Below are 17,549 nucleotides of genomic sequence, written 5' to 3'. Positions count from 1 at the left end.
TCGGGAAAGGTCACGGACACATGCAGACTCGCCGCATCGGTGACATCGAGGTCAGCGCGATCGGCCTGGGCGGGATGCCCATGTCGATCGAGGGGCGGCCGGACGAGGCACGGTCCATCGACACCATCCACGCGGCGCTGGACGCCGGCGTGACGCTGATCGACACCGCGGACGCCTACCACCTGCACGCCGACGAGGTCGGCCACAACGAGGCGCTGATCGCCAAGGCCCTCGCCTCGCACGGGCGCGGCTCCGAGGTGCTGGTCGCGACCAAGGGCGGTCACCTGCGCCCCGGCGACGGCCGCTGGACGCTGGACGGCTCGCCCGCGCACATCAAGCAGGCGTGCGAGGACTCCCTGCGCCGCCTGGGTGTGGAGGCGATCGGGCTGTACCAGTTCCACCGCCCCGACCCGAAGACGCCGTACGCCGACTCGGTCGGCGCGGTGCGCGACCTGCTCGACGAGGGCAAGATCCGCATGGCCGGCATCTCCAACGCGAACCCGGAGCAGATCCGGCTGGCGAACGAGATCCTGGGCGGCCGCCTGGTCTCGGTGCAGAACCAGTTCTCCCCGGCCTTCCGCTCCAGCGAGCCGGAGCTGCGCCTGTGCGACGAGCTCGGGATCGCGTTCCTGCCGTGGAGCCCGCTCGGCGGCATCTCGCAGGCCCGTGAACTGGGGTCCGCCTACGCGCGGTTCGCCGAGGTCGCCGAGGCGCACGGCGTCAGCCCGCAGCGCGTGTGCCTGGCCTGGATGCTCGCCAAGTCCCCGGTCGTCGTACCGATCCCGGGGTCCAGCCGGCCGGAGACCATCCGCGACTCGGTGGCCGCCGCCGAACTCGCTCTGACCGCGGAGGAGTTCGCGGCGCTCGACGTGGCGTGACCTTCCGCAGGAAGGGCCGGGGAGGGGACGGCGGCCGGCGTGAGCGCCGTCCCGTCCCCGGCGTGCGTCATCAGGCGTTGGGGTCGAACGGCACCCCGGCCGGCAGGGCCTTGGCCAGGTGGGCGTTGAAGTTGCCGTCCTTCAGGCCGAAGACGGCGCTGCCGAAGTCGTACGCGCTGAGCTTGTCGCGCAGGCCCGCGGGGTAGCCGTTCCAGCCGACGAGGGTCGGGTACTGCCAGGTGTGGTAGTGGTTCTCCGGCGGCTCGTCGTTGGTGTTGGCGAGCCGGAAGCAGTGGGTGCCGACGCCGTCCTTGTGGTAGACGACCTTGGGGTGGGTCCCGTCCCAGCGGACCTGGTCGGCGCTGTAGACGTTGAAGTTGCCGTGCGCGGAAGTGGCCACGTACTTCGCCTGGTTGTTCTGCGTCCAGACGACGACGTGCTCCCAGTCGTTGCGGTGGCCGCCGAGGCTGATGCCCGGGACGGCCTGGTCCTTCTCGAAGTAGAGACCGTAAATGATCGCGCACCAGCCGTTGTTGCACTTGTAGCGCGAGTAGCCGTTGGTGTTGTCGAGGTCCGAGGCGTCGCGGCAGTTGCCGTTGAGGGCGCCTGTCGGGTTGAGGCCCGGGTTGATCGTGCCGTCCCGGCCTATGGCGGGCGAGGAGTAGCAGCCGTCGGTGTCGTAGTCGAAGGCGGGCTCGAAGCCCTGCTCGAAGCTGTCCGCGTTGGCGGGGAGGGCCGGCGGCGGGGCGGCGAAAGCCACGCCCGGCAGGGCGAGCACCAGCGCGGCGGCGCCGCCGAAGACGACGGAGACTCTGCGGATCCGGGGGCTTTTCTTCACTGCGTCCTCCTGGTCGGCCGCGGCGGGGGGTGCGCGGCCCAATTGACATGCCCGGATCAGCTTTGTCGAACCGTGTTGACGCATCGAGCCTTGCCGGGTGTCACCGTGATGAAGGGTCAGCCAATACCCGGGATGCCGGCCGTGACCTGCGGTATGTCACCCGGCGACTGCGGGTGTGTCACCGTTCGGCACGTCCGCGCCGCAGGCGGGACGCCCGTGCCGGCAGGTCACTAGGCTCCGGCCGCCGGATGCCGTGGGGGCGTCCGGGCGGGAGGGGGAGTCATGAAGTATGCGGTGTCCGCTGCCCTGTTGGTGCTCCTGGTGACCGGGTGCGGGGGCAATGGGAAGTCCGAAGCGGTGGACGCGCCGTCCTCCGCCGCGTCGCGCACCGATGGCGGCGCGCCGGGCAGCGACGTGTCCAAGGCCCCGGAGCAGGACGGGAATCCGGTCGACAGCGCCGCGTTCTGCGCGTTCCTCAAGGACGTGGAGCCGGACGTGAAGAGCGTCGGCTCGAAGGTCGGCGCGCAGGCGCAGCTCACCATCGCGCTGGCGGAATGGGCCGAGAAGCACCCGGACCAGCAGCCGCGTTCCGCCGCGGACCTCGACGACGCGGCACAGCGCGGCTGCCGTGCGCTCCGCGCGTCGCTCGTGGCCGCGACGGGTCACAGCAGCTTCGAGGAGGCGCTGGGCTGACGCCCTCACAGGTGACCGCGGGGCCCTCCGGGCGGAGGACCCCGCGGTCACCCTTCGGCGCCGCGCGTCCTGTTCGGCATCGGCGCGCGGTGCGTCAACCACTCCGCGCCGGAGCGCGGTACGGCGGCGGGCGGCACGGGCGTGGTCCCGTGGCCCGCACGGGAAGCGCCCGCGGTCACAGCAGGCTCAGCGCCCGGTCCGCAGCCTTGCGGAGGACGGCGGCGCTGAGGATCAGCCCCTCGCGCTCCTGCTCGTCCATGGCGGGCTCGAACGCCTCGCGCACCCCCTCGGCGCCCAGCACCGCCGCGAGTGAGAGCGTCGTCCCGTACGCGGCGGAGTGCGCGGCGACGGGGAGCACCGCGCCCTCGTCGCGCAGCACCGCCTCGACGAGGCGGGCGGAGACGGCGCCGATGCCGAACTGGCTGGCGCCCGTGCCCTCGATGATGGTGATGTTCGCGTACCGGATGGCGTCCTCGATCCGCGGGCGTGCCTCGGCCACCGAGGAGCCGAACCGCCGCAGCATCTCCGCGACGGGGATCCCGCCGACCGTGGCGGAGGACCACAGCAGCACCTCCGAGGTGCCGTGCTCGCCGACGGCCATCGCCTGCACGTCGGCCGGTTTCACCCGCAGCCGGTCGGCCAGGTGGACGCGGAAGCGGAGGCTGTCGATGAGCGTCCCGGTGGAGAAGACCCGGTCGTGCCCGGCGAGTTGCCGTGTCACCTCGGCGAGGGGCTCGGGAGGGTCGGTGACGACCATGAGGACCGCCTCCGGCGCCACGTCCGCGACGCGGGGCACGACGTCGGCGAACACCGTGGTGTTGGTGTCCAGCAGGCGCAGCCGCCCTTCGGGGTCCGCGCGGTCGGTGGCGCCGCCGGTGCGTTCGTTGACGCCCGCGGTGATCGCCACGAGAGTGGCGCCGGACAGGTCCGCCCAGCCGCCCGCGCGCACCCGCACGGTGGGGGAGAGCGGGGCGGCGTAGCGCAGGTCGGCGGCGACGCCCTCGGCCCGTCCGGTGTCGCGGTCGACCAGGACGATCTCCCGGCACATACCGCCCCGCTCGACCAGGCAGAGAGCGGTGGCGGCTCCCACGGAGCCCGCTCCGACGATGCCGACCTTCATGGGGACCAGTCCTCGTCTGTGGGGTGCGGCGGATCCATGTCCAGGATCATCGCGGCGACCGGCCCGCGCATCCGGTGGCGGGAACCGGTGCCGCGGCGTCGTGAACGCGCAGGCACCGCCGCCCGGCGCGTCGGCCGGGGGCGGTGCCGTGGTCGTTCGGCGGGTCAGCCGCGCGTGTCGAGGACGACGCGGAAGCGGGCGCGGCCGGACATCATGTGCGCGAAGGCCTTCGGGGCCTCCGACAGGGGCATGACCTCGTTCATCGACCGGATCTCCTGGCGCAGGGCGAAGCGCAGGTTGTCCTCGTTCTCGATCGGCGAGCCGGTCAGGCTGCCGGTGACGGTCCGGGTGCCGAAGATCATCGCGACCGGGTCGACCGGGACGGGCTCGCCGCCCGCGCCCACGATGATCAGGCGGCCGCGCGGCGCCAGCCCGCCGACCAGCGGGCCCATGGCGGCGTTGTTGGCGGCCGTGGCGATGATCGCCGCGGCTCCGCCGAGCTCCCGCAGGGCCTGGGCCGGGTCCGTGGCCAGGCTGTCGATGTAGTGCTCCGCGCCCAGCGCCGCTGCGAGCGGGGCCTTCTCCGTGCCGCGGGCGATGGCGGCGACCTGGTAGCCGAGGCTGCGCGCGTACTGCACACCGAGGTGGCCGAGGCCGCCGATGCCCTGCACCGCGACCAGTTCCCCGGGCCGGGCGCCGATCTGCTGGAGCGCCTTGAAAACGGTGAGGCCGGCGCACAGCAGCGGGGCGGCGTCGAGGGAGGACATGCCGTCCGGGATGCGCACGAGGCCGCTCGCCCGGGCGTACGCGACCTCGGCGTAGCCGCCGTCCGTCGTGGTGCCGGTGGTCGGCTGGGCGGCGCAGTTGACGAAGTCGCCCCGGCGGCAGGAGTCGCACGTGTGGCAGGGGCCGCCGAGGAAGCCGACGCCGACCCGGTCGCCGACCTGCCAGGCGGTCACGCCGGCGCCGACGGCGTCGATCACGCCGACGATCTCGTGGCCCGGGACGATCGGCACGGAGGGGTCCGGCCGCACCGCCCCCGCGACGGCGAGGTTGTCGGAGTGGCAGACCCCGCAGGCCTCCACGCGCAGGCGCACCTGCCCCGGCAGCGGTTCGGTCACCTCCCGCTCGACGAAGGCGAAGTCGCCGGATCCGGACACCTGGAGGGCTCGATACACGGACATGTTCTTCCTTAAGGGCGCGCGGGTGAGCAGCACCTCGGGTAAGCGGCTTTCAATGAATGACGCTTACGACGCTAACATCGCGACGATATCGATGTAAAGGTCTATATGAAATAGGCCATGTTTCCGTGGGGAGGGGTGGCCCGGGGTGGCGGCGGGAGCTGTGGCGGCGGCACGGCGCGCCGCACGGCGCGCGTGGGAGAGTCCCGGCCCCGCGGGGGCCGGGATCGGGGAACCGTCAGTGAGCGGCGTCGCCCGCCGGGGCGGAAGCGCCGGTGCGGGCCCGGTACGCCGCGACATTGGCGCGGTTGCCGCACACCTCGTACGAGTGCCAGCGCCGCGTGCGGCTGCGGCTGGTGTCGTAGAAGACCTCGCGGCAGATCTCGCTGGCGCACAGGCGCAGCCGCGACCATGTGCCGGCGTCGACGAGTTCGGCGACGGCCAGGGTGATCCGGCCGACCACGGGATCGCCGGAGGTCTGCCGCATGGAGACGGTGCCGGGCACGGAGAAGTCCTGCTGGAAGGCGATCGACGACACGCGACCCGAGAAGGCCGCCCAGTCGGCCGCCGAGTCGTCGGGATCGTGGTGCTCGGCCAGGGCGATCAGGTCGTCACGCACGGCACGGACCAGTTCCACGCGACGCGGCGAGGGGGCGTCGTCGTCCTCCTGCCCGAAGGGGCGCAGCACGGCCGTGGCCGATCCGGGGGTGTCGAGCTTGTCGGGCATGCCGGCGTAGGGGCGTGAGTTCAGCAGGTCGACCAGGGCGGCGGCGGTCTCGGGCACGGAGTCTTCCCGAGTGGCGGCGCGCGGCGTCCTGGAGGGCATGGGCACACCCTACACCGACATGGTCATTCCGGGGGATGCCCTTACGGGGGCGGTGTGACGGCGCGCGACCCCGTCACCGTGGGGGCCGCGCGCCGGGAGTGCTGCCGCGGGGTCAGTGCATTGCCTGCAGTTCCCGCGGCTCCGAGGTCTCGGACTGGTTGTTGGTGAAGGTGTTGCCGGTCCCCGCCGTGTCGCGGTTGGCCAGGTCGGCCGGCTGGTTGCCGCGCACGACGTTGTCGTGGACGGCGTTGCCGGTGTTGGCCTTGCCCACCACGCTCTTGAAGAGCACGATGCCCCCGGACATCGGCGACTTGCCGGTGTTGCCGCGCACGTCGTTGTCCGTCACGACGGTCTTCTCCACGCCGGTGAGCACGATGCCGGCGCCCTGGATGAAGGGGAGGCGGGCGGTCGCCGGGCAGTACTTGTTGTTCTTGGTGACCGTGTTGTGGCTGACCGTGAGTGCGCCGCCGCGGGGAACCCCCTCGTCGCCCACCACGAAGATGCCGCCGCAGTTGGCGCTGATCGTGTTGTGCTCGACGGAGACGTTGCGGACCCGGCGCAGCGTGACACCGATCCGGTTCCCGTTCAGGGTGTTGTCCTTGACGACCGCGCCCTGGGTGTCGAGGGCGCCGCCCTCGGTGTTCATCGAGTTGGCGAGGAAGATCCCGGACTCGCCGTTGTTCGTCGAGGTGTTGCCGGTGAACTGCCCCCGAACGGACTTCTCGAGCAGGATGCCCTGCTGCTTGTTGTCCCGGGACGTCACCTTCACCACCTGCAGGCCGTCGGCCTGGGTGGCGTGGATGCCGTTGGTCTTGAACCCGGTCACCGTCAGCGACTCCAGCCGCACGTCGGTGGCCTTCTTCTTCGCCGACCCCGTGATGCACAGACCCTCGCCCGCCTTGGCGCAGGCGTTCTCCTTGCCGGTCTTGCTCGGCATGATGACGGTGGCGGTGCCCGCGCCGCGCAGCGTCAGCCGGGGCGTGGAGATCTGCACGCTCCCGTTGTACGTGCCGGCCTCGATGTCGATGACGTCCCCGGGTGCCGCCTGGTCCACCGCCGCCTGGATCGATTCCCCCGAATGGACGGTGTGGGCGCTCACCTTGTGCACGTCGCTGACGTTGCTGCTGCCGCTCCCGCAGCCGACCGCGCCCGCCGCGAGCGTCGCCGCGGTCGCCGTGACCACAACGGCTCGGAGAGACCGAGGATGCTTCATGACGCGTACCTGCTTTCCGCTGACCTGGGTGAGCCGTCGAAAACAGACGCTATGGAGGGTTATGGAGCCTCGCCACTGGAGAGGGTCCGGGCAGTGCACGGGCCCGGATCGGGCCACCTCCGATGCCGGGGCGGATCACGACCGGGTCCCAGGGCGTGGCGGACGGCACCGCGCGCTCGGCCGTCGGTCCGTCAAGGAGCGGCAGGGCGGGGCGATTTACCCCGCCCGCGGACCGCGCGCCGGGCCGGCTCCGTTCGTTCCGCCGGAGGCTTTGTCAGTGGCCCGTTCTAGTGTGAGAGCCGACACAGGTCCGCGACGAGAAACCGAGGTCCCCCTCATGACGACCCTGCCCGATCGGCCGAACAGCGCGCTCCTCGTCATCGATGTCCAGAACGGGGTGGTGGACGGTGCCCACCGGCGCGACGAGGTGATCGCCAACATCAACACCCTGGTCGGCGCGGCGCGTTCGCAGGACGTGCCCGTCATCTGGGTGCAGCACTCGGACGACGGCCTCAAGCGGGACAGCGAGGCGTGGCAGTACGTGCCGGAGCTCGTTCGCGCGGACGCCGAGCCCCTCGTCCACAAGAGGTACGGCGACTCCTTCGAGGAGACGGATCTCGAGGCGCTGCTCGCCGAGCGCGGGGTCGGCCGTCTCGTCGTCACCGGCGCCCAGACCGACGCGTGCATCCGCTCGACCCTCCACGGCGGCCTCGTCCGCGGCTACGACGTGACGCTGGTCGGCGACGCGCACACTACGGAGGACCTCACCGCGTACGGAGCGCCCACGCCGGAGCAGGTCGTCGCGCACACCAACCTGTACTGGAAGTGGCAGAGTGCCCCGGGCCGCCGGGGTGGGACCGTCGACACGGCGGACGTCACCTTCGCGGCGGCCGACGAGGGCTGAGCGGGGTGGGGGGCGGGTCCTCGCGCGGCTTCCGTCCACCGGGAGACCGGCGGGGCCTCGCCCACCCCTTCCCGGACGCCCCGGCACCGTTCGGGACGGTCCGTTCGGCCGGTCGCCCAGCGAACTGACGATACGTCATATTGGGCGGAGTGTTCCCGTACGGGGGCGGGAACGGCGTGGCGTGCGCTGCCCGAGTGCCTCCGACGCGCGGTCTCGATTCGGCTGAAACCCCATGGCCGATTCGGTACGTCTGTAGGTTCACCTGCGCGGGCCATCGTGCCGGGCGGGGACGAACAACGGAATCTTGGGGGGACCGAATCGATGTTGAACACCCATACCCGGACCCGTGGCCGAACGCGGACCGGATCGCTGAGCGGCAGGCGTCGCGCACTGCTGGGGGCGCCGGTCGCGGTGCTGCTGGTGCTGGCGCTTCAGGGGTGCCAGGACGCGGCGACCGACGCCGGCGACAAGCCGAGCGCGCCCGCCGCGAGCACCCCCGCGGGGGGCGGGGCGGCTCCGGGGACGTCGCAGCCGGACGACGGGCAGGCGTCGACTCCGTCTCCCTCGACCCCCGCGGCGTCTGACGACCCCTGTTCCCTGGTGACCCAGCTGGAGGCCGACCAGCTCGCCGGCATGCCGCTGGGACACGGAAGGGCGATCGGGGACACCTGCACCTACACCGCGCCGCCCGACGGCCCGACCGGGCAGGTCGAGGTGTACACGGGCGAGTCGGGCAAGAACTACTACGACGCCGAGCACCAGATCCACGGGGACGCGCTGAAGCCGCTCAAGGACGTCGGTGACGAGGCGTACCTGGCGGACGGGGAGGTCTTCCTGCGGGTGGGCGAGCAGTGGGTCTCGATCCGGCTGGTACGCCTCGAGGACGGGCAGGAGCAGGCCCAGCCGCTGACGGATCTGGCGCGCAAGGTCGCCGACCGCCTCTGACGGGTGTGTCCCTTACGCGGTGTCGATCGGGATGCCGGACAGGTCCGGCATCCCGGTCGCCAGGCGCAACCGGGTGAACTCGCGGGCGAGGGCGGCCGGCGGGTAATGCGCGTTCAGCCCACTGGGGTTGGGCAGCACCCAGATCCGGGTCCCGCCGATCGTCGCCTCCTGGGGGCCCACCACGGCGTCGGGCACACCGAACGCCGCGCGGTAGCCGGTGACGCCCAGCAGCGCCAGCCACACCGGGCGGCGGGCGCGCACCCGGCGGCGCAGCGTCCGTCCGCCCGCCACCAGCTCGGCCCGGGACAGCTCCGCCGCCCGGACGGTCGGCCGGCGCACGATGCACGTGAGGCCGATGCCGTACCGCAGCAGTTCGGTGTCCTCCTGGCCGGTGAGCTGCCGCGGGGTGAAGCCGGCTCGGTGCAGCGCCGGCCACAGCCGGCTGCCCGGGGTGGCGAAATGGTGCCCCGCCCGGGCCGAGGAAAGGCCGGGGTTGATGCCCACCAGCAGCAGCGGCAGGTCGTCGGCGATCAGGTCCGACAGCCGGCCCGTGCGGGCCGGGCCCTGGGGTGCCACCGCCGGCGCAGATGCGTCCGCCATCCGTCCTCCTTGTACTCGTGCTCACGCGCATGACCGGGGCGGGGACGGACGAGTACGGCCCCGCCCCCGAGGGGGTGGGGCCGCACCGCGTGCCGTCGTGCCGGGGTCAGTCCTTGGCGCGGGCCGGCAGCTTCCAGCCGGGACGCGGGAAGTGGCAGGTGTACCCCTCGGGGTAGCGCTCCAGGTAGTCCTGGTGCTCGGGCTCCGCCTCCCAGAACGGGCCCACGGGCTCGACCTCGGTGACGACCTTGCCCGGCCACAGCCCGGATGCCTCGACGTCCGCGATGGTGTCCTCGGCGACCCTCTTCTGCTCGTCGTCGGCGTAGTAGATCGCCGACCGGTAGCTCAGGCCGATGTCGTTGCCCTGGCGGTTCTTCGTCGTCGGGTCGTGGATCTGGAAGAAGAACTCCAGGAGGGCCCGGTAGTCGGTCTCCGCGGGGTCGTAGGTGATCTCGATGGCCTCCGCGTGCGTCCCGTGGTTGCGGTAGGTGGCGTTGGGCACGTCGCCGCCGGTGTACCCGACCCGCGTCGAGGTCACGCCGGGCAGCTTCCGGATCAGGTCCTGCATACCCCAGAAACAGCCGCCCGCCAGGATGGCCTTGTTGTTCGTCGGCGCGGTCATGGTCGGTCCTTCCCTCTTGTCGTGTCCGTTTCCCGCTATGTGGGCAACGGTGCGCGGCCGCCGGGGATTCCCGTCGCGCCGGTTCGCGCTCTTTCCGCCGCCGGCCGCAGGTCACGGGTCCCCGGCCGGTCGGTCGTCTCCAGTATTCGCCCTCACGGGTCGCACCGGCGAGGGCGGGGGTCCCGGTCCCCGGACCGCGAGGCCGCGCACGCGGAGGACGGGGGCCAGGGTGAGTCCGACGAGACCACCGCCGACGGTGTCACGGGGTGGGGCCCGGGGGCTTCCGCTCCTGCCGGCGTGCCGGGGGCGGGGGCGCGGAGGATACCGGGGAGGAGGACGACGACGCCCCGTCCGAAGCGCTCCTGTGCCGCGCTGTGCGACGCTCGCCGCGTCGCGTGCACCGCGCCGATGAGATGGCGTACGGCGGCAGCACGTCCACCTCCCGGACCGCCTGCCGCAGCGGGACGCCGCCCTCGGCGAGAGCACGTGTGCGGCCTGCCTGCGTCCCCGCCAGGGGTCCCGCGCGGGGCCCTACGTCTTCGGTCAAGGTGATCGGGTGGCAGTGCGGCTTTGATGATTGATGACGTGCCTGTTCGGGAGTCGGCGGGTGAGGGCATGCGGCCGTGCGACTTTTGCGGTCACCCGGCGTGATGGACTCGGTCGACGAGCGGGACTGCCCCGTGTGCGGCGAGGCCGCTGAGGATCAGCCGGCTGAGCCTGGCCGAAGCGGACGTCGGCCCGGCGTCTGGCGAGCCAGTGCAGGGCCTGGGTGTGGTGCTTGCCCTGGGCGGTCTTCTTGTCGCACCAGGTCCGCGATGCGGCGTCGGCCAGGGCCGCGAACGCGGAGAGGAAGAAGGTTCGATCGAGCTGGCACCGAACTGCCACATCTCCGTTACGGAGCGCTCCTCCGGCCCGGGTGAAGCCGGTGCTCAAGCCCCTCATCAGCGGTCCGTCGATGCCTCCGGGCCCCGTGACACCACCCCGCAAGGCAACGCGGGGGGCGGCTCGCTGTTCCGGGTAGCCGGTCCAGGATCGCCGCGTGTGGAGCGTCGGCGCTGCCGAAGTGGACGTGGAGCGCGACGTGCCCGCCGGCGTCCGGTTCCTGGGCGGGCCCCGGCATGGTGGCCTTCCCCAGCCCCTCGTCCTTCGTCACGCGGACCGCCGCGGCCGCGACCCCCCGCGGGCAGGCGCGGCTTCGCGGGCCGGGCCCGCAGGCCGCGGAAGTGGCCGGGTTCGCTGTCATGCCGGGAACGACAACGAACGTGTCGTCCGAAGGCCGGCGGTCCCGAACGTGCCTGGGGCGCAGCGTGTTACGGTCGGGGCTCGCGGTGCAGCACCCGCCGACGCTCCGCGTCCCACCCCCTCCCCGGTTCCCCGAAGCGCTCCCGGCGTGGTGCTCCTTGATGTGTGAGGTGCCCGCGGAGCGGAAGCCGTGCGACGTTCCGCCCCGGGGGACAGGAAGGTGCGGCATGAGGCGTGACCCCTCCCCAGTGGCGGAACCCGGCGGCGACGTGGCCCTGACCCGTGCCGCGCAGGCCGGTGACGTCGTGGCCCTGGGGCTGCTGCTGGAGGCCCACCAGCCCGGCATGCGCGCGGTCGCGCTCAGCATCCTGGGCCCCGGGGCCGACGCCGACGACGCCGTCCAGAACGCCGCGCTGACCGCCCTGCGGCGCATCGGTGACGTGCGCGACCCGGCGGCCGTCGGCCCGTGGCTGCGCATGATCGTGCGCAACGCCTGCCGCAGCTTCCTGCGGACGTCCGCGCACACCGTGCCCCTCGACGACCTCACCCGCATCGCCGCCGGCCCCGGTCCCGAGGAGGTCCTGGAGCGCCACGCGCTGCGCGACTGGATCTGGGAGGCGATGGAGGAACTCTCGCCGACCCTGCGGGTACCGCTGGTCCTGCGGCACTTCAGCTCGCGGGTCACCTCGTACGAGGAGATCGCCCAGGCCTGCGCGGTGCCCGTGGGGACGATCCGCAGCCGGCTCAGCCAGGGGCGGGCCAAACTCGCCGAGGCGCTGGCCGCGACCGCGGCCGGCGCCCACAGCGACGCCGCGCGGCGCACGTCGGCCAGCTGGCAGGAGGCCCACGACACGCTGGCGGCCGCCGAGCGCGGCGACTTCGGCAAGGTGCTCGCCGAGCGGTGGAGCCCCGGCGTCGCGCTGATGCGGGGCGACGTCCGGCTGGGGGGCACGGACCTGCTGCTGCTCGGGATGGAGTCCGACCTGACCGCCGGTGTCCGGCAGCGGCCCGTCCACGTGGCCGCGGGCAAGGCGCTCACCGTCTGGGAGATGGACCTGATCAATCCCCCGGACAACCCCGACCACTGCCCGCCCGCGGTGGCCTGGATCATGACCCTCGCCGCCGGCCGGGTGGAGCGGCTGCGTCTCTTCCACCAGGCGCGTGTGCCGCAGCCCAACACCGTGTGACCGCTGTGACCGAGGTCACCTCGCCCCGATCGAACTCCTTGCCCCCGCCCGCGTCCTGTCGGTGTCAGCCTCCCCCTCTCCGATGGGAACCGCGATGAACGCACCCGCCACCGGCCCGCTGGCCACCGGCACGCACACGATCACCGTGAACGGTGTCGACCAGCGCTACCACGTACACGGCGCCGGCCCGGTGTGCGTGGCGCACTCCGGCGGCCCCGGCATCGCCTGGGAGTACCTGCGGATGCCCGAGCTGGAGCGCCACCTGACGATGGTCTACGTCGAACCGGTCGGCACCGGGGGCTCGGGCCGGCTGCCCACCCACCCGCACGGCTACACGCGCGAGCTCTACAGCCGGCACCTGGACAGGGTCGTCGACCACCTCGGGGTGCCCACGGTGCACCTGCTGGGCCACTCCCACGGCGGCTTCGTCGTCCAGTACCACGCCCTGCACCGGCCCGACCGGATCGCCGGGATCGTCCTCTACGACAGCGCCCCGGTCACCGGCCCGGAGCACGGCGCCGAGGCGATGGGCAAGGTCGAGGAGTTCGCCGCCCGGCACGCGGACCACCCCGGTCTGCCGGGTGTCCTGGAGGCGTTCCAGTCGGTGTCCTCCCTCGCGGGCGACGAGGACATGGTGGCCGCGATCCGCGGGATCATGCCGGCGTACTTCGCCGACTACTGGGGCAGGGAGAGCGAGTTCGCCCCGCTGCGGGAATCGGTCACGGGGTGGTACATCTCCGGTCTGGACGCCGATCTGTCCCCGGACCTGATCGACGACCGCGGCACGCTGGGCTCGCTGACGGTGCCGGCACTGGTCGTCGTCGGGCGCCATGACGTGATCTGCGGCGTGCGGTGGGCCGAGGAACTGCAGAAGCTGATCCCGGGCGCCGAACTGCTGGTCCTGGAGGACAGCGGCCACTTCGGGCACCTGGAGCAGCCCTCGGAGTTCGCGAACGCCGTCGCCGCCTTCGTCACGGGGGACTGACCCACAGCGCGACGGGCGGCGGTCCGGGACCACGGGGTCCGGACCGCCGCCCGTCGGGTGTCCGCGTCGTCCCCGTCAGGCGCCGTCGGCCTGCTGGTGACTGCCGTAGGGACGGGTGATGATCTCCATGCCGTGCCCCGCGGGATCCAGGAAGTACACGCCGCGGCCGCCGTGGTGGTGGTTGATCTCACCCGGCTGCTTCAGGTGCGGATCCGCGTAGTACGTGACGCCGGCCTCCTCGATGCGGGCGAAGGCGGCGTCGAACTCCTCGTCGGAGACGAGGAAGGCGTAGTGCTGCATCACGATCGACTCCGCGGGGATCGTGGCGAAGTCCAGGGTGACCCCGTTGCTCGTGGCGACCGGGACGAACGGCCCCCACTCGGCGCCGACTTCGAGCCCCAGGATGCGGGCGAGGAAAGCGGCGGACTCCCGGTTGTCCCGGGCGTGGACGATGGTGTGGTTCAACTCGACGGGCATGTGTGGAATGCCTCCGTGGGCAGTCTCACGGGCACCTCCATGCCTCACCCGGTCGGTGACCGGCACGCGATGCCGTGCCACGAGCTTAGTCCCTGTGGTCACACTGGCGCCGGCCGCCCGAAGGGCCGGCCCCGCGGTTCGCCCAGCCGCCGCCGGGGGAGGGGATGTGACGGCAGGCCCTGCGCCCGGGACCGATAGATGACGCGTATCATCGAACGGGTGGTCGCAGTCGCACCGGGGCCGCTACCCAACCGGGCGGAGCCGCCGGTCACCCGCGCGACGGATCTCACCGGACGTGCGAGAAGAGGTGGACCGGACATGAGCAGGGTGTCGCAGGCCGAGGCGCAGGCCAACCGGGAGCGGGTGGTGGAGGCCGCCGCCCGGCTCTTCCGTGAGCGGGGCGTGGCCAACGTCAGTGTCGTGGACGTCATGCAGGCGGTCGGTCTGACCCAGGGCGGCTTCTACAAGCAGTTCGCCTCCAAGGACGCCCTGGTCGGCGAGGCCCAGGCCAAGGGCTTTGGGGACATGCTGCAGTACCTGGCCGCACTGGACGCCGAGTTCGGCGGCCACGACGCGGCGGTCTCCGCTTTGCGCGACCGGTACCTCTCCACCGAGCACCGCGATTCCCTGGGCGATGGATGCCCGGCGGCCGGTTTCGGCGGCGACGTCGCACGGCAACCCGAGTGGCGCGCTCCCTACGTGGCGGGGGTCCGTGACATGGCCGGGTGGGTCGCCCCCGGAAAGGCCGGACTGGCGGGCCTGGCCACGCTCGTGGGTGGTGTGCTCCTCGCCCGTGCCACCGCGGGGTCACCCCTCTCGGAGGAGATCCTCGAGGCCGTCCGCGACGCCGCGACGCCGGCCGGCGAGACCACGCACCCGTAGGACGGTCCGAGGGGGTATCGCGCTCAGGACTCGTCGGTGCCGGGGCGGTCGTGCCCGGCGGGCGGATGCTCCGCCGAACGTTGCCCCACCGGCCGTGCGCCGCTGCCGGAGACGGCGAGACTGCCCAGCAGGCGCAGGAGTTCCTCGTCGCGGCTGCCGGGTTCGGCATGCAGGACGACCAGCACGAAACCGTCGGTGCCGCCGACGGACAGTTTGTCCGCCATCAGGTCCAGGTCGCCGACCAGGGGGTGGGTCAGCCGCGTGACGTGGCCTTTCTGCGGGCGTACGTCGTGGCGTCCCCACAGTTGACGGAAGCGCTCGCTGCGCAGGGACAGTTCGCCGACGAGGTCGTTCAGCCGGGGGTCCTCGGCTCCCGGCCCGGCCTGGGCGCGCAGCGTCGCGACACCCTCGCGGGTCACCGCCTCCCAGTCCCGGCGCCGGGCTCGTTCGGCAGGATCGAGGAAGGCCGCCCGCAGCAGGTTGACGCCGCGGGTGTTGTTCGGTGACAGGGCCGCGCCGAGCGCGTTCGCCCCGAGGACGTCGAAGAACCTGTTCTGCACCCAGGCCGGGTTGGCGGGCCAGCCGTCGATCAACTGCCGGATGCTGTGCGGCATCTGCTCCAGTCGCGGCTTGCGGGCCGCGGTCCGTACCCGCGCCCGCCCGGCCGCCCCCGTCCGTGCCAGTGCGAGCAGATGGGCGGTGGCGTCGTCGTCCAGCCGCAGGACCCGGGCGATCGAGGCGAGCACCTGTGCGGAGGGGTTGCGGTCGCGTCCCTGCTCCAGCCGCAGGTAGTAGTCCGCGCTGATGCCTGCGAGCAGGGCGACCTCCTCCCGCCGCAGGCCCTGGACACGCCGCAGCCCGCCCGGGGTGATGCCGGCCTCCTCCGGCGACACCAGACCCCGGCGCGCGCGGAGGAACTCGCCGAGTGCGTTCGTACCGTCCATGCCGTCGACCGTAACCGCGCCGGGCCGTCGCGTGCCTGGCCCTCTCGCTCCCATGAACACGGGGACACTGCCGTCCGTGGCGGCACCCGCGCACAGTGGTCGACGGGCCGGGACCGGCGGGGGACCGCACGCCGACGCGACGGCCCGGCTCGACGCCGTGGGCACCCGTTCGCGGCCGAGGGCCGCTCCCGATGCCCACCCCGTACCCGACACCACACCGACACCCTTCGAGGAACCCACATGACCATCACACTCGTCACCGGCGGCAACAAGGGGCTGGGCCGCGAGACCGCCCGGCAGCTCGTCGAGCGCGGTCACACCGTCTGGATCGGCTCCCGTGACACCGCACGCGGCCGGGCCGCCGCCGACGACCTCGGTGCCCGCTTCCTGCAGCTCGACGTCACCGACGACGCCTCCGTCACCGCGGCGGCGGAGGAGCTCCGCCGGCAGGAGGGCCGCCTGGACGTCCTGGTCAACAACGCCGGTGTCTTCGAGGGCATGGTGAACGCCGAGCAGGCGACGGCCGACCACATGACCACCGTCCTCGATGTGAATGTCATCGGCCTGGTGCGCGTGACGCACGCCTTCCTGCCGCTGCTCCGGGCGTCGAACAGCCCCGTCGTGGTGAACGTCAGCAGCGGGCTCGGCTCGTTCGGCGTGGTCCAGGACCCGGACCGGCACGAGTCGCACTTCGTGACGCCGGTCTACTCGTCCGCCAAGGCCGCGGTGAACATGCTGACCGTCCAGTACGCCAGGGGCCTGCCCGCCATGCGGGTCAACGCCGTCGAGCCCGGCTTCAGCGCGACCGACCTGCACGGCCTGAGCGGCGACGGCATCCAGAGCCCCCAGGAGGGGGCCGAGGCGATCGTGATGCTCGCCACGATCGGGCAGGACGGCCCCACCGGCACGTTCACGGACCGCAGCGGGCCGCTGCCCTGGTGAACACCCGCCCTCGCGGGCCCCGGCCGGCGTGCCGCCGCGGGCCCGCCCGGGCGGTCGGCCCGCACGGTTTCGCGGATGATCCCAGTAGCATGCGGGGAGTGGGTCCGGGCGCGCTTGCCCGCGCCGGTCCCGTACGCACCGCCGACCGACGGTCGCGGCCAGCCCCGAGCCGGAGATACCGACACGCACATGGTGACCATCGCCTACCAGGGAGAGCCGGGGTCGAACTCGGCCGCCGCGGCCCGTGACCTGTACCCCGGAAGCCGCGACCTGCCCTGCACGACCTTCGAGCAGGCCCTGGAGGCGGTGACGCTGGGTACCGCGGACCTCGCGGTGATCCCCATGGACAACTCCGCCGCCGGCCGCGTCGCCGATGTGCACCACCTGCTCCCCGACTCCGGCCTGTCGATCATCGCCGAGTACTTCCTGCCCATCCGCTTCGACCTGATGGGCGTTCCCGGCGGGTCGCTGGAGGACGTTAAGTGCGTCCGCAGCCACGTGCACGCGCTGGGCCAGTGCCGGAAGATCATCCGCGAGGGCGGCTGGCAGACCCTGGTGAGCGACGACACCGCCGGTGCCGCCCGCGAGGTCGCCGAGCTCGGCGACCCGCGGCACGCGGCCCTGGCCCCGCCCGGTGCCGCCGCCCTCTACGGGCTGCAGGTGCTGGCGAGCGGCGTCGAGGACACCCACGACAACACCACGCGCTTCGTGGTGCTGGCCCGCGACGCACAGCTCCCTGCGGTCACCGGCGAGCCGATGATGACCAGCCTCTTCTTCTCCGTGCGGAACATCCCGAGCGCGCTGTACAAGGCGCTGGGCGGCTTCTCCAGCAACGCCGTGAACCTCACCAAGATCGAGAGCTACCAGGTCGGCGCCGGGCTCGCGGCCAGCCGCTTCTACATCGAGATCGAGGGCCACCCGGACGAGAAGCGGGTCGCCCTGGCCCTGGAGGAACTGCGATTCTTCTCCTCCGAGGTGCGCTTCATGGGCGTGTACCCGGCGCACCCCCACCGCACCGCGGAAGGCGCCTGACCGACCACGCGGGCCGCGGGCCTGGTGCCCCCCTCGGC

At 72.6% G+C, this 17,549-nt stretch carries 18 protein-coding genes; 9 read left to right on the top strand and 9 right to left on the bottom strand.

Annotation, left to right across the window (positions count from 1 at the left end):
- Positions 1-20: 20 nt before the first annotated feature.
- The gene (locus PV364_RS02100; protein ID WP_319657812.1) at positions 21-878 is read left to right on the top strand and encodes an aldo/keto reductase; all 858 of its coding nucleotides are present in this window, start codon (positions 21-23) and stop codon (positions 876-878) included.
- Positions 879-948: 70 nt separating this feature from the next.
- Here the strand turns inward: PV364_RS02100 and PV364_RS02095 are convergent, their stop codons facing one another.
- Positions 949-1,716 carry an NPP1 family protein gene (locus PV364_RS02095; RefSeq protein ID WP_319657811.1) on the bottom strand — a complete coding sequence of 256 codons (768 nt, stop codon included), beginning with the start codon at positions 1,714-1,716 and terminating at the stop codon, positions 949-951.
- 282 nt (positions 1,717-1,998) lie between these two features.
- On the opposite strand from PV364_RS02095, the gene PV364_RS02090 reads away from it, so the two are divergent.
- Positions 1,999-2,409 (top strand): hypothetical protein, encoded by a 411-nt coding sequence (locus tag PV364_RS02090; RefSeq protein ID WP_319657810.1) that lies wholly within the window; start codon positions 1,999-2,001, stop codon positions 2,407-2,409.
- Between the two features lie 175 nt (positions 2,410-2,584).
- Here PV364_RS02090 and PV364_RS02085 read toward each other — a convergent pair whose 3' ends face one another.
- The 4 genes from PV364_RS02085 to PV364_RS02070 all read right to left on the bottom strand — a co-directional run bounded on the left by PV364_RS02085 (position 2,585) and on the right by PV364_RS02070 (position 6,749).
- On the bottom strand, positions 2,585-3,529 hold the full coding sequence (locus tag PV364_RS02085) for a lactate/malate family dehydrogenase (protein WP_319657809.1): 945 nt from the start codon (positions 3,527-3,529) through the stop codon (positions 2,585-2,587).
- Positions 3,530-3,693: 164 nt separating this feature from the next.
- Positions 3,694-4,713 (bottom strand): alcohol dehydrogenase catalytic domain-containing protein, encoded by a 1,020-nt coding sequence (locus tag PV364_RS02080; RefSeq protein WP_319657808.1) that lies wholly within the window; start codon positions 4,711-4,713, stop codon positions 3,694-3,696.
- A 235-nt stretch (positions 4,714-4,948) separates the two neighbouring features.
- Positions 4,949-5,494, bottom strand: a complete 546-nt coding sequence (locus tag PV364_RS02075) for a CGNR zinc finger domain-containing protein (protein ID WP_319657807.1) — start codon at positions 5,492-5,494, stop codon at positions 4,949-4,951.
- Between the two features lie 154 nt (positions 5,495-5,648).
- A complete protein-coding gene (locus tag PV364_RS02070) occupies positions 5,649-6,749 on the bottom strand; it encodes a nitrous oxide reductase family maturation protein NosD (RefSeq protein ID WP_319657806.1) in 1,101 nt (366 codons plus the stop codon).
- A 337-nt stretch (positions 6,750-7,086) separates the two neighbouring features.
- Here PV364_RS02070 and PV364_RS02065 point away from each other — a divergent pair, with 337 nt between their 5' ends.
- Both PV364_RS02065 and PV364_RS02060 read left to right on the top strand, forming a co-directional pair.
- On the top strand, positions 7,087-7,653 hold the full coding sequence (locus PV364_RS02065) for a cysteine hydrolase family protein (protein WP_319657805.1): 567 nt from the start codon (positions 7,087-7,089) through the stop codon (positions 7,651-7,653).
- A 321-nt stretch (positions 7,654-7,974) separates the two neighbouring features.
- Positions 7,975-8,598, top strand: a complete 624-nt coding sequence (locus PV364_RS02060; RefSeq protein ID WP_319657804.1) for a hypothetical protein — start codon at positions 7,975-7,977, stop codon at positions 8,596-8,598.
- A gap of 12 nt (positions 8,599-8,610) precedes the next feature.
- On the opposite strand, the gene mug is transcribed toward PV364_RS02060, so the two are convergent.
- Complete coding sequence (gene mug, locus PV364_RS02055; RefSeq protein WP_319657803.1) at positions 8,611-9,198, bottom strand: G/U mismatch-specific DNA glycosylase; 588 nt, start codon at positions 9,196-9,198, stop codon at positions 8,611-8,613.
- A gap of 106 nt (positions 9,199-9,304) precedes the next feature.
- Positions 9,305-9,820, bottom strand: coding sequence for a peptide-methionine (S)-S-oxide reductase MsrA (gene msrA / locus PV364_RS02050; RefSeq protein WP_319657802.1), 516 nt, complete (start codon positions 9,818-9,820; stop codon positions 9,305-9,307).
- 1,469 nt (positions 9,821-11,289) lie between these two features.
- Between msrA and PV364_RS02040 the strand changes: the two genes are divergently transcribed.
- Both PV364_RS02040 and PV364_RS02035 read left to right on the top strand, forming a co-directional pair.
- Positions 11,290-12,249 carry a sigma-70 family RNA polymerase sigma factor gene (locus PV364_RS02040; protein ID WP_319657801.1) on the top strand — a complete coding sequence of 320 codons (960 nt, stop codon included), beginning with the start codon at positions 11,290-11,292 and terminating at the stop codon, positions 12,247-12,249.
- 94 nt (positions 12,250-12,343) lie between these two features.
- Positions 12,344-13,234, top strand: coding sequence for an alpha/beta hydrolase (locus tag PV364_RS02035; protein WP_319657800.1), 891 nt, complete (start codon positions 12,344-12,346; stop codon positions 13,232-13,234).
- 75 nt (positions 13,235-13,309) lie between these two features.
- On the opposite strand, the gene PV364_RS02030 is transcribed toward PV364_RS02035, so the two are convergent.
- Positions 13,310-13,711: a VOC family protein gene (locus PV364_RS02030; RefSeq protein WP_319657799.1), complete on the bottom strand. Its 402-nt coding sequence runs from the start codon at positions 13,709-13,711 to the stop codon at positions 13,310-13,312.
- 318 nt (positions 13,712-14,029) lie between these two features.
- Between PV364_RS02030 and PV364_RS02025 the strand changes: the two genes are divergently transcribed.
- Complete coding sequence (locus PV364_RS02025) at positions 14,030-14,593, top strand: TetR/AcrR family transcriptional regulator (protein WP_319657798.1); 564 nt, start codon at positions 14,030-14,032, stop codon at positions 14,591-14,593.
- A 23-nt stretch (positions 14,594-14,616) separates the two neighbouring features.
- Here the strand turns inward: PV364_RS02025 and PV364_RS02020 are convergent, their stop codons facing one another.
- Positions 14,617-15,537 (bottom strand): helix-turn-helix transcriptional regulator, encoded by a 921-nt coding sequence (locus tag PV364_RS02020; RefSeq protein WP_319657797.1) that lies wholly within the window; start codon positions 15,535-15,537, stop codon positions 14,617-14,619.
- A 240-nt stretch (positions 15,538-15,777) separates the two neighbouring features.
- Between PV364_RS02020 and PV364_RS02015 the strand changes: the two genes are divergently transcribed.
- Complete coding sequence (locus PV364_RS02015) at positions 15,778-16,479, top strand: SDR family NAD(P)-dependent oxidoreductase (RefSeq protein ID WP_319657796.1); 702 nt, start codon at positions 15,778-15,780, stop codon at positions 16,477-16,479.
- A gap of 189 nt (positions 16,480-16,668) precedes the next feature.
- Entirely contained in the window at positions 16,669-17,511 is an 843-nt protein-coding gene (locus PV364_RS02010; RefSeq protein WP_319657795.1) for a prephenate dehydratase, read from the top strand.
- Positions 17,512-17,549 lie beyond the last annotated feature (38 nt).

It is taken from the genome of Streptomyces sp. MI02-7b, from assembly GCF_033793585.1.
GTDB lineage: Bacteria > Actinomycetota > Actinomycetes > Streptomycetales > Streptomycetaceae > Actinacidiphila.
This window is presented reverse-complemented; position numbering and strand designations above follow the sequence as displayed.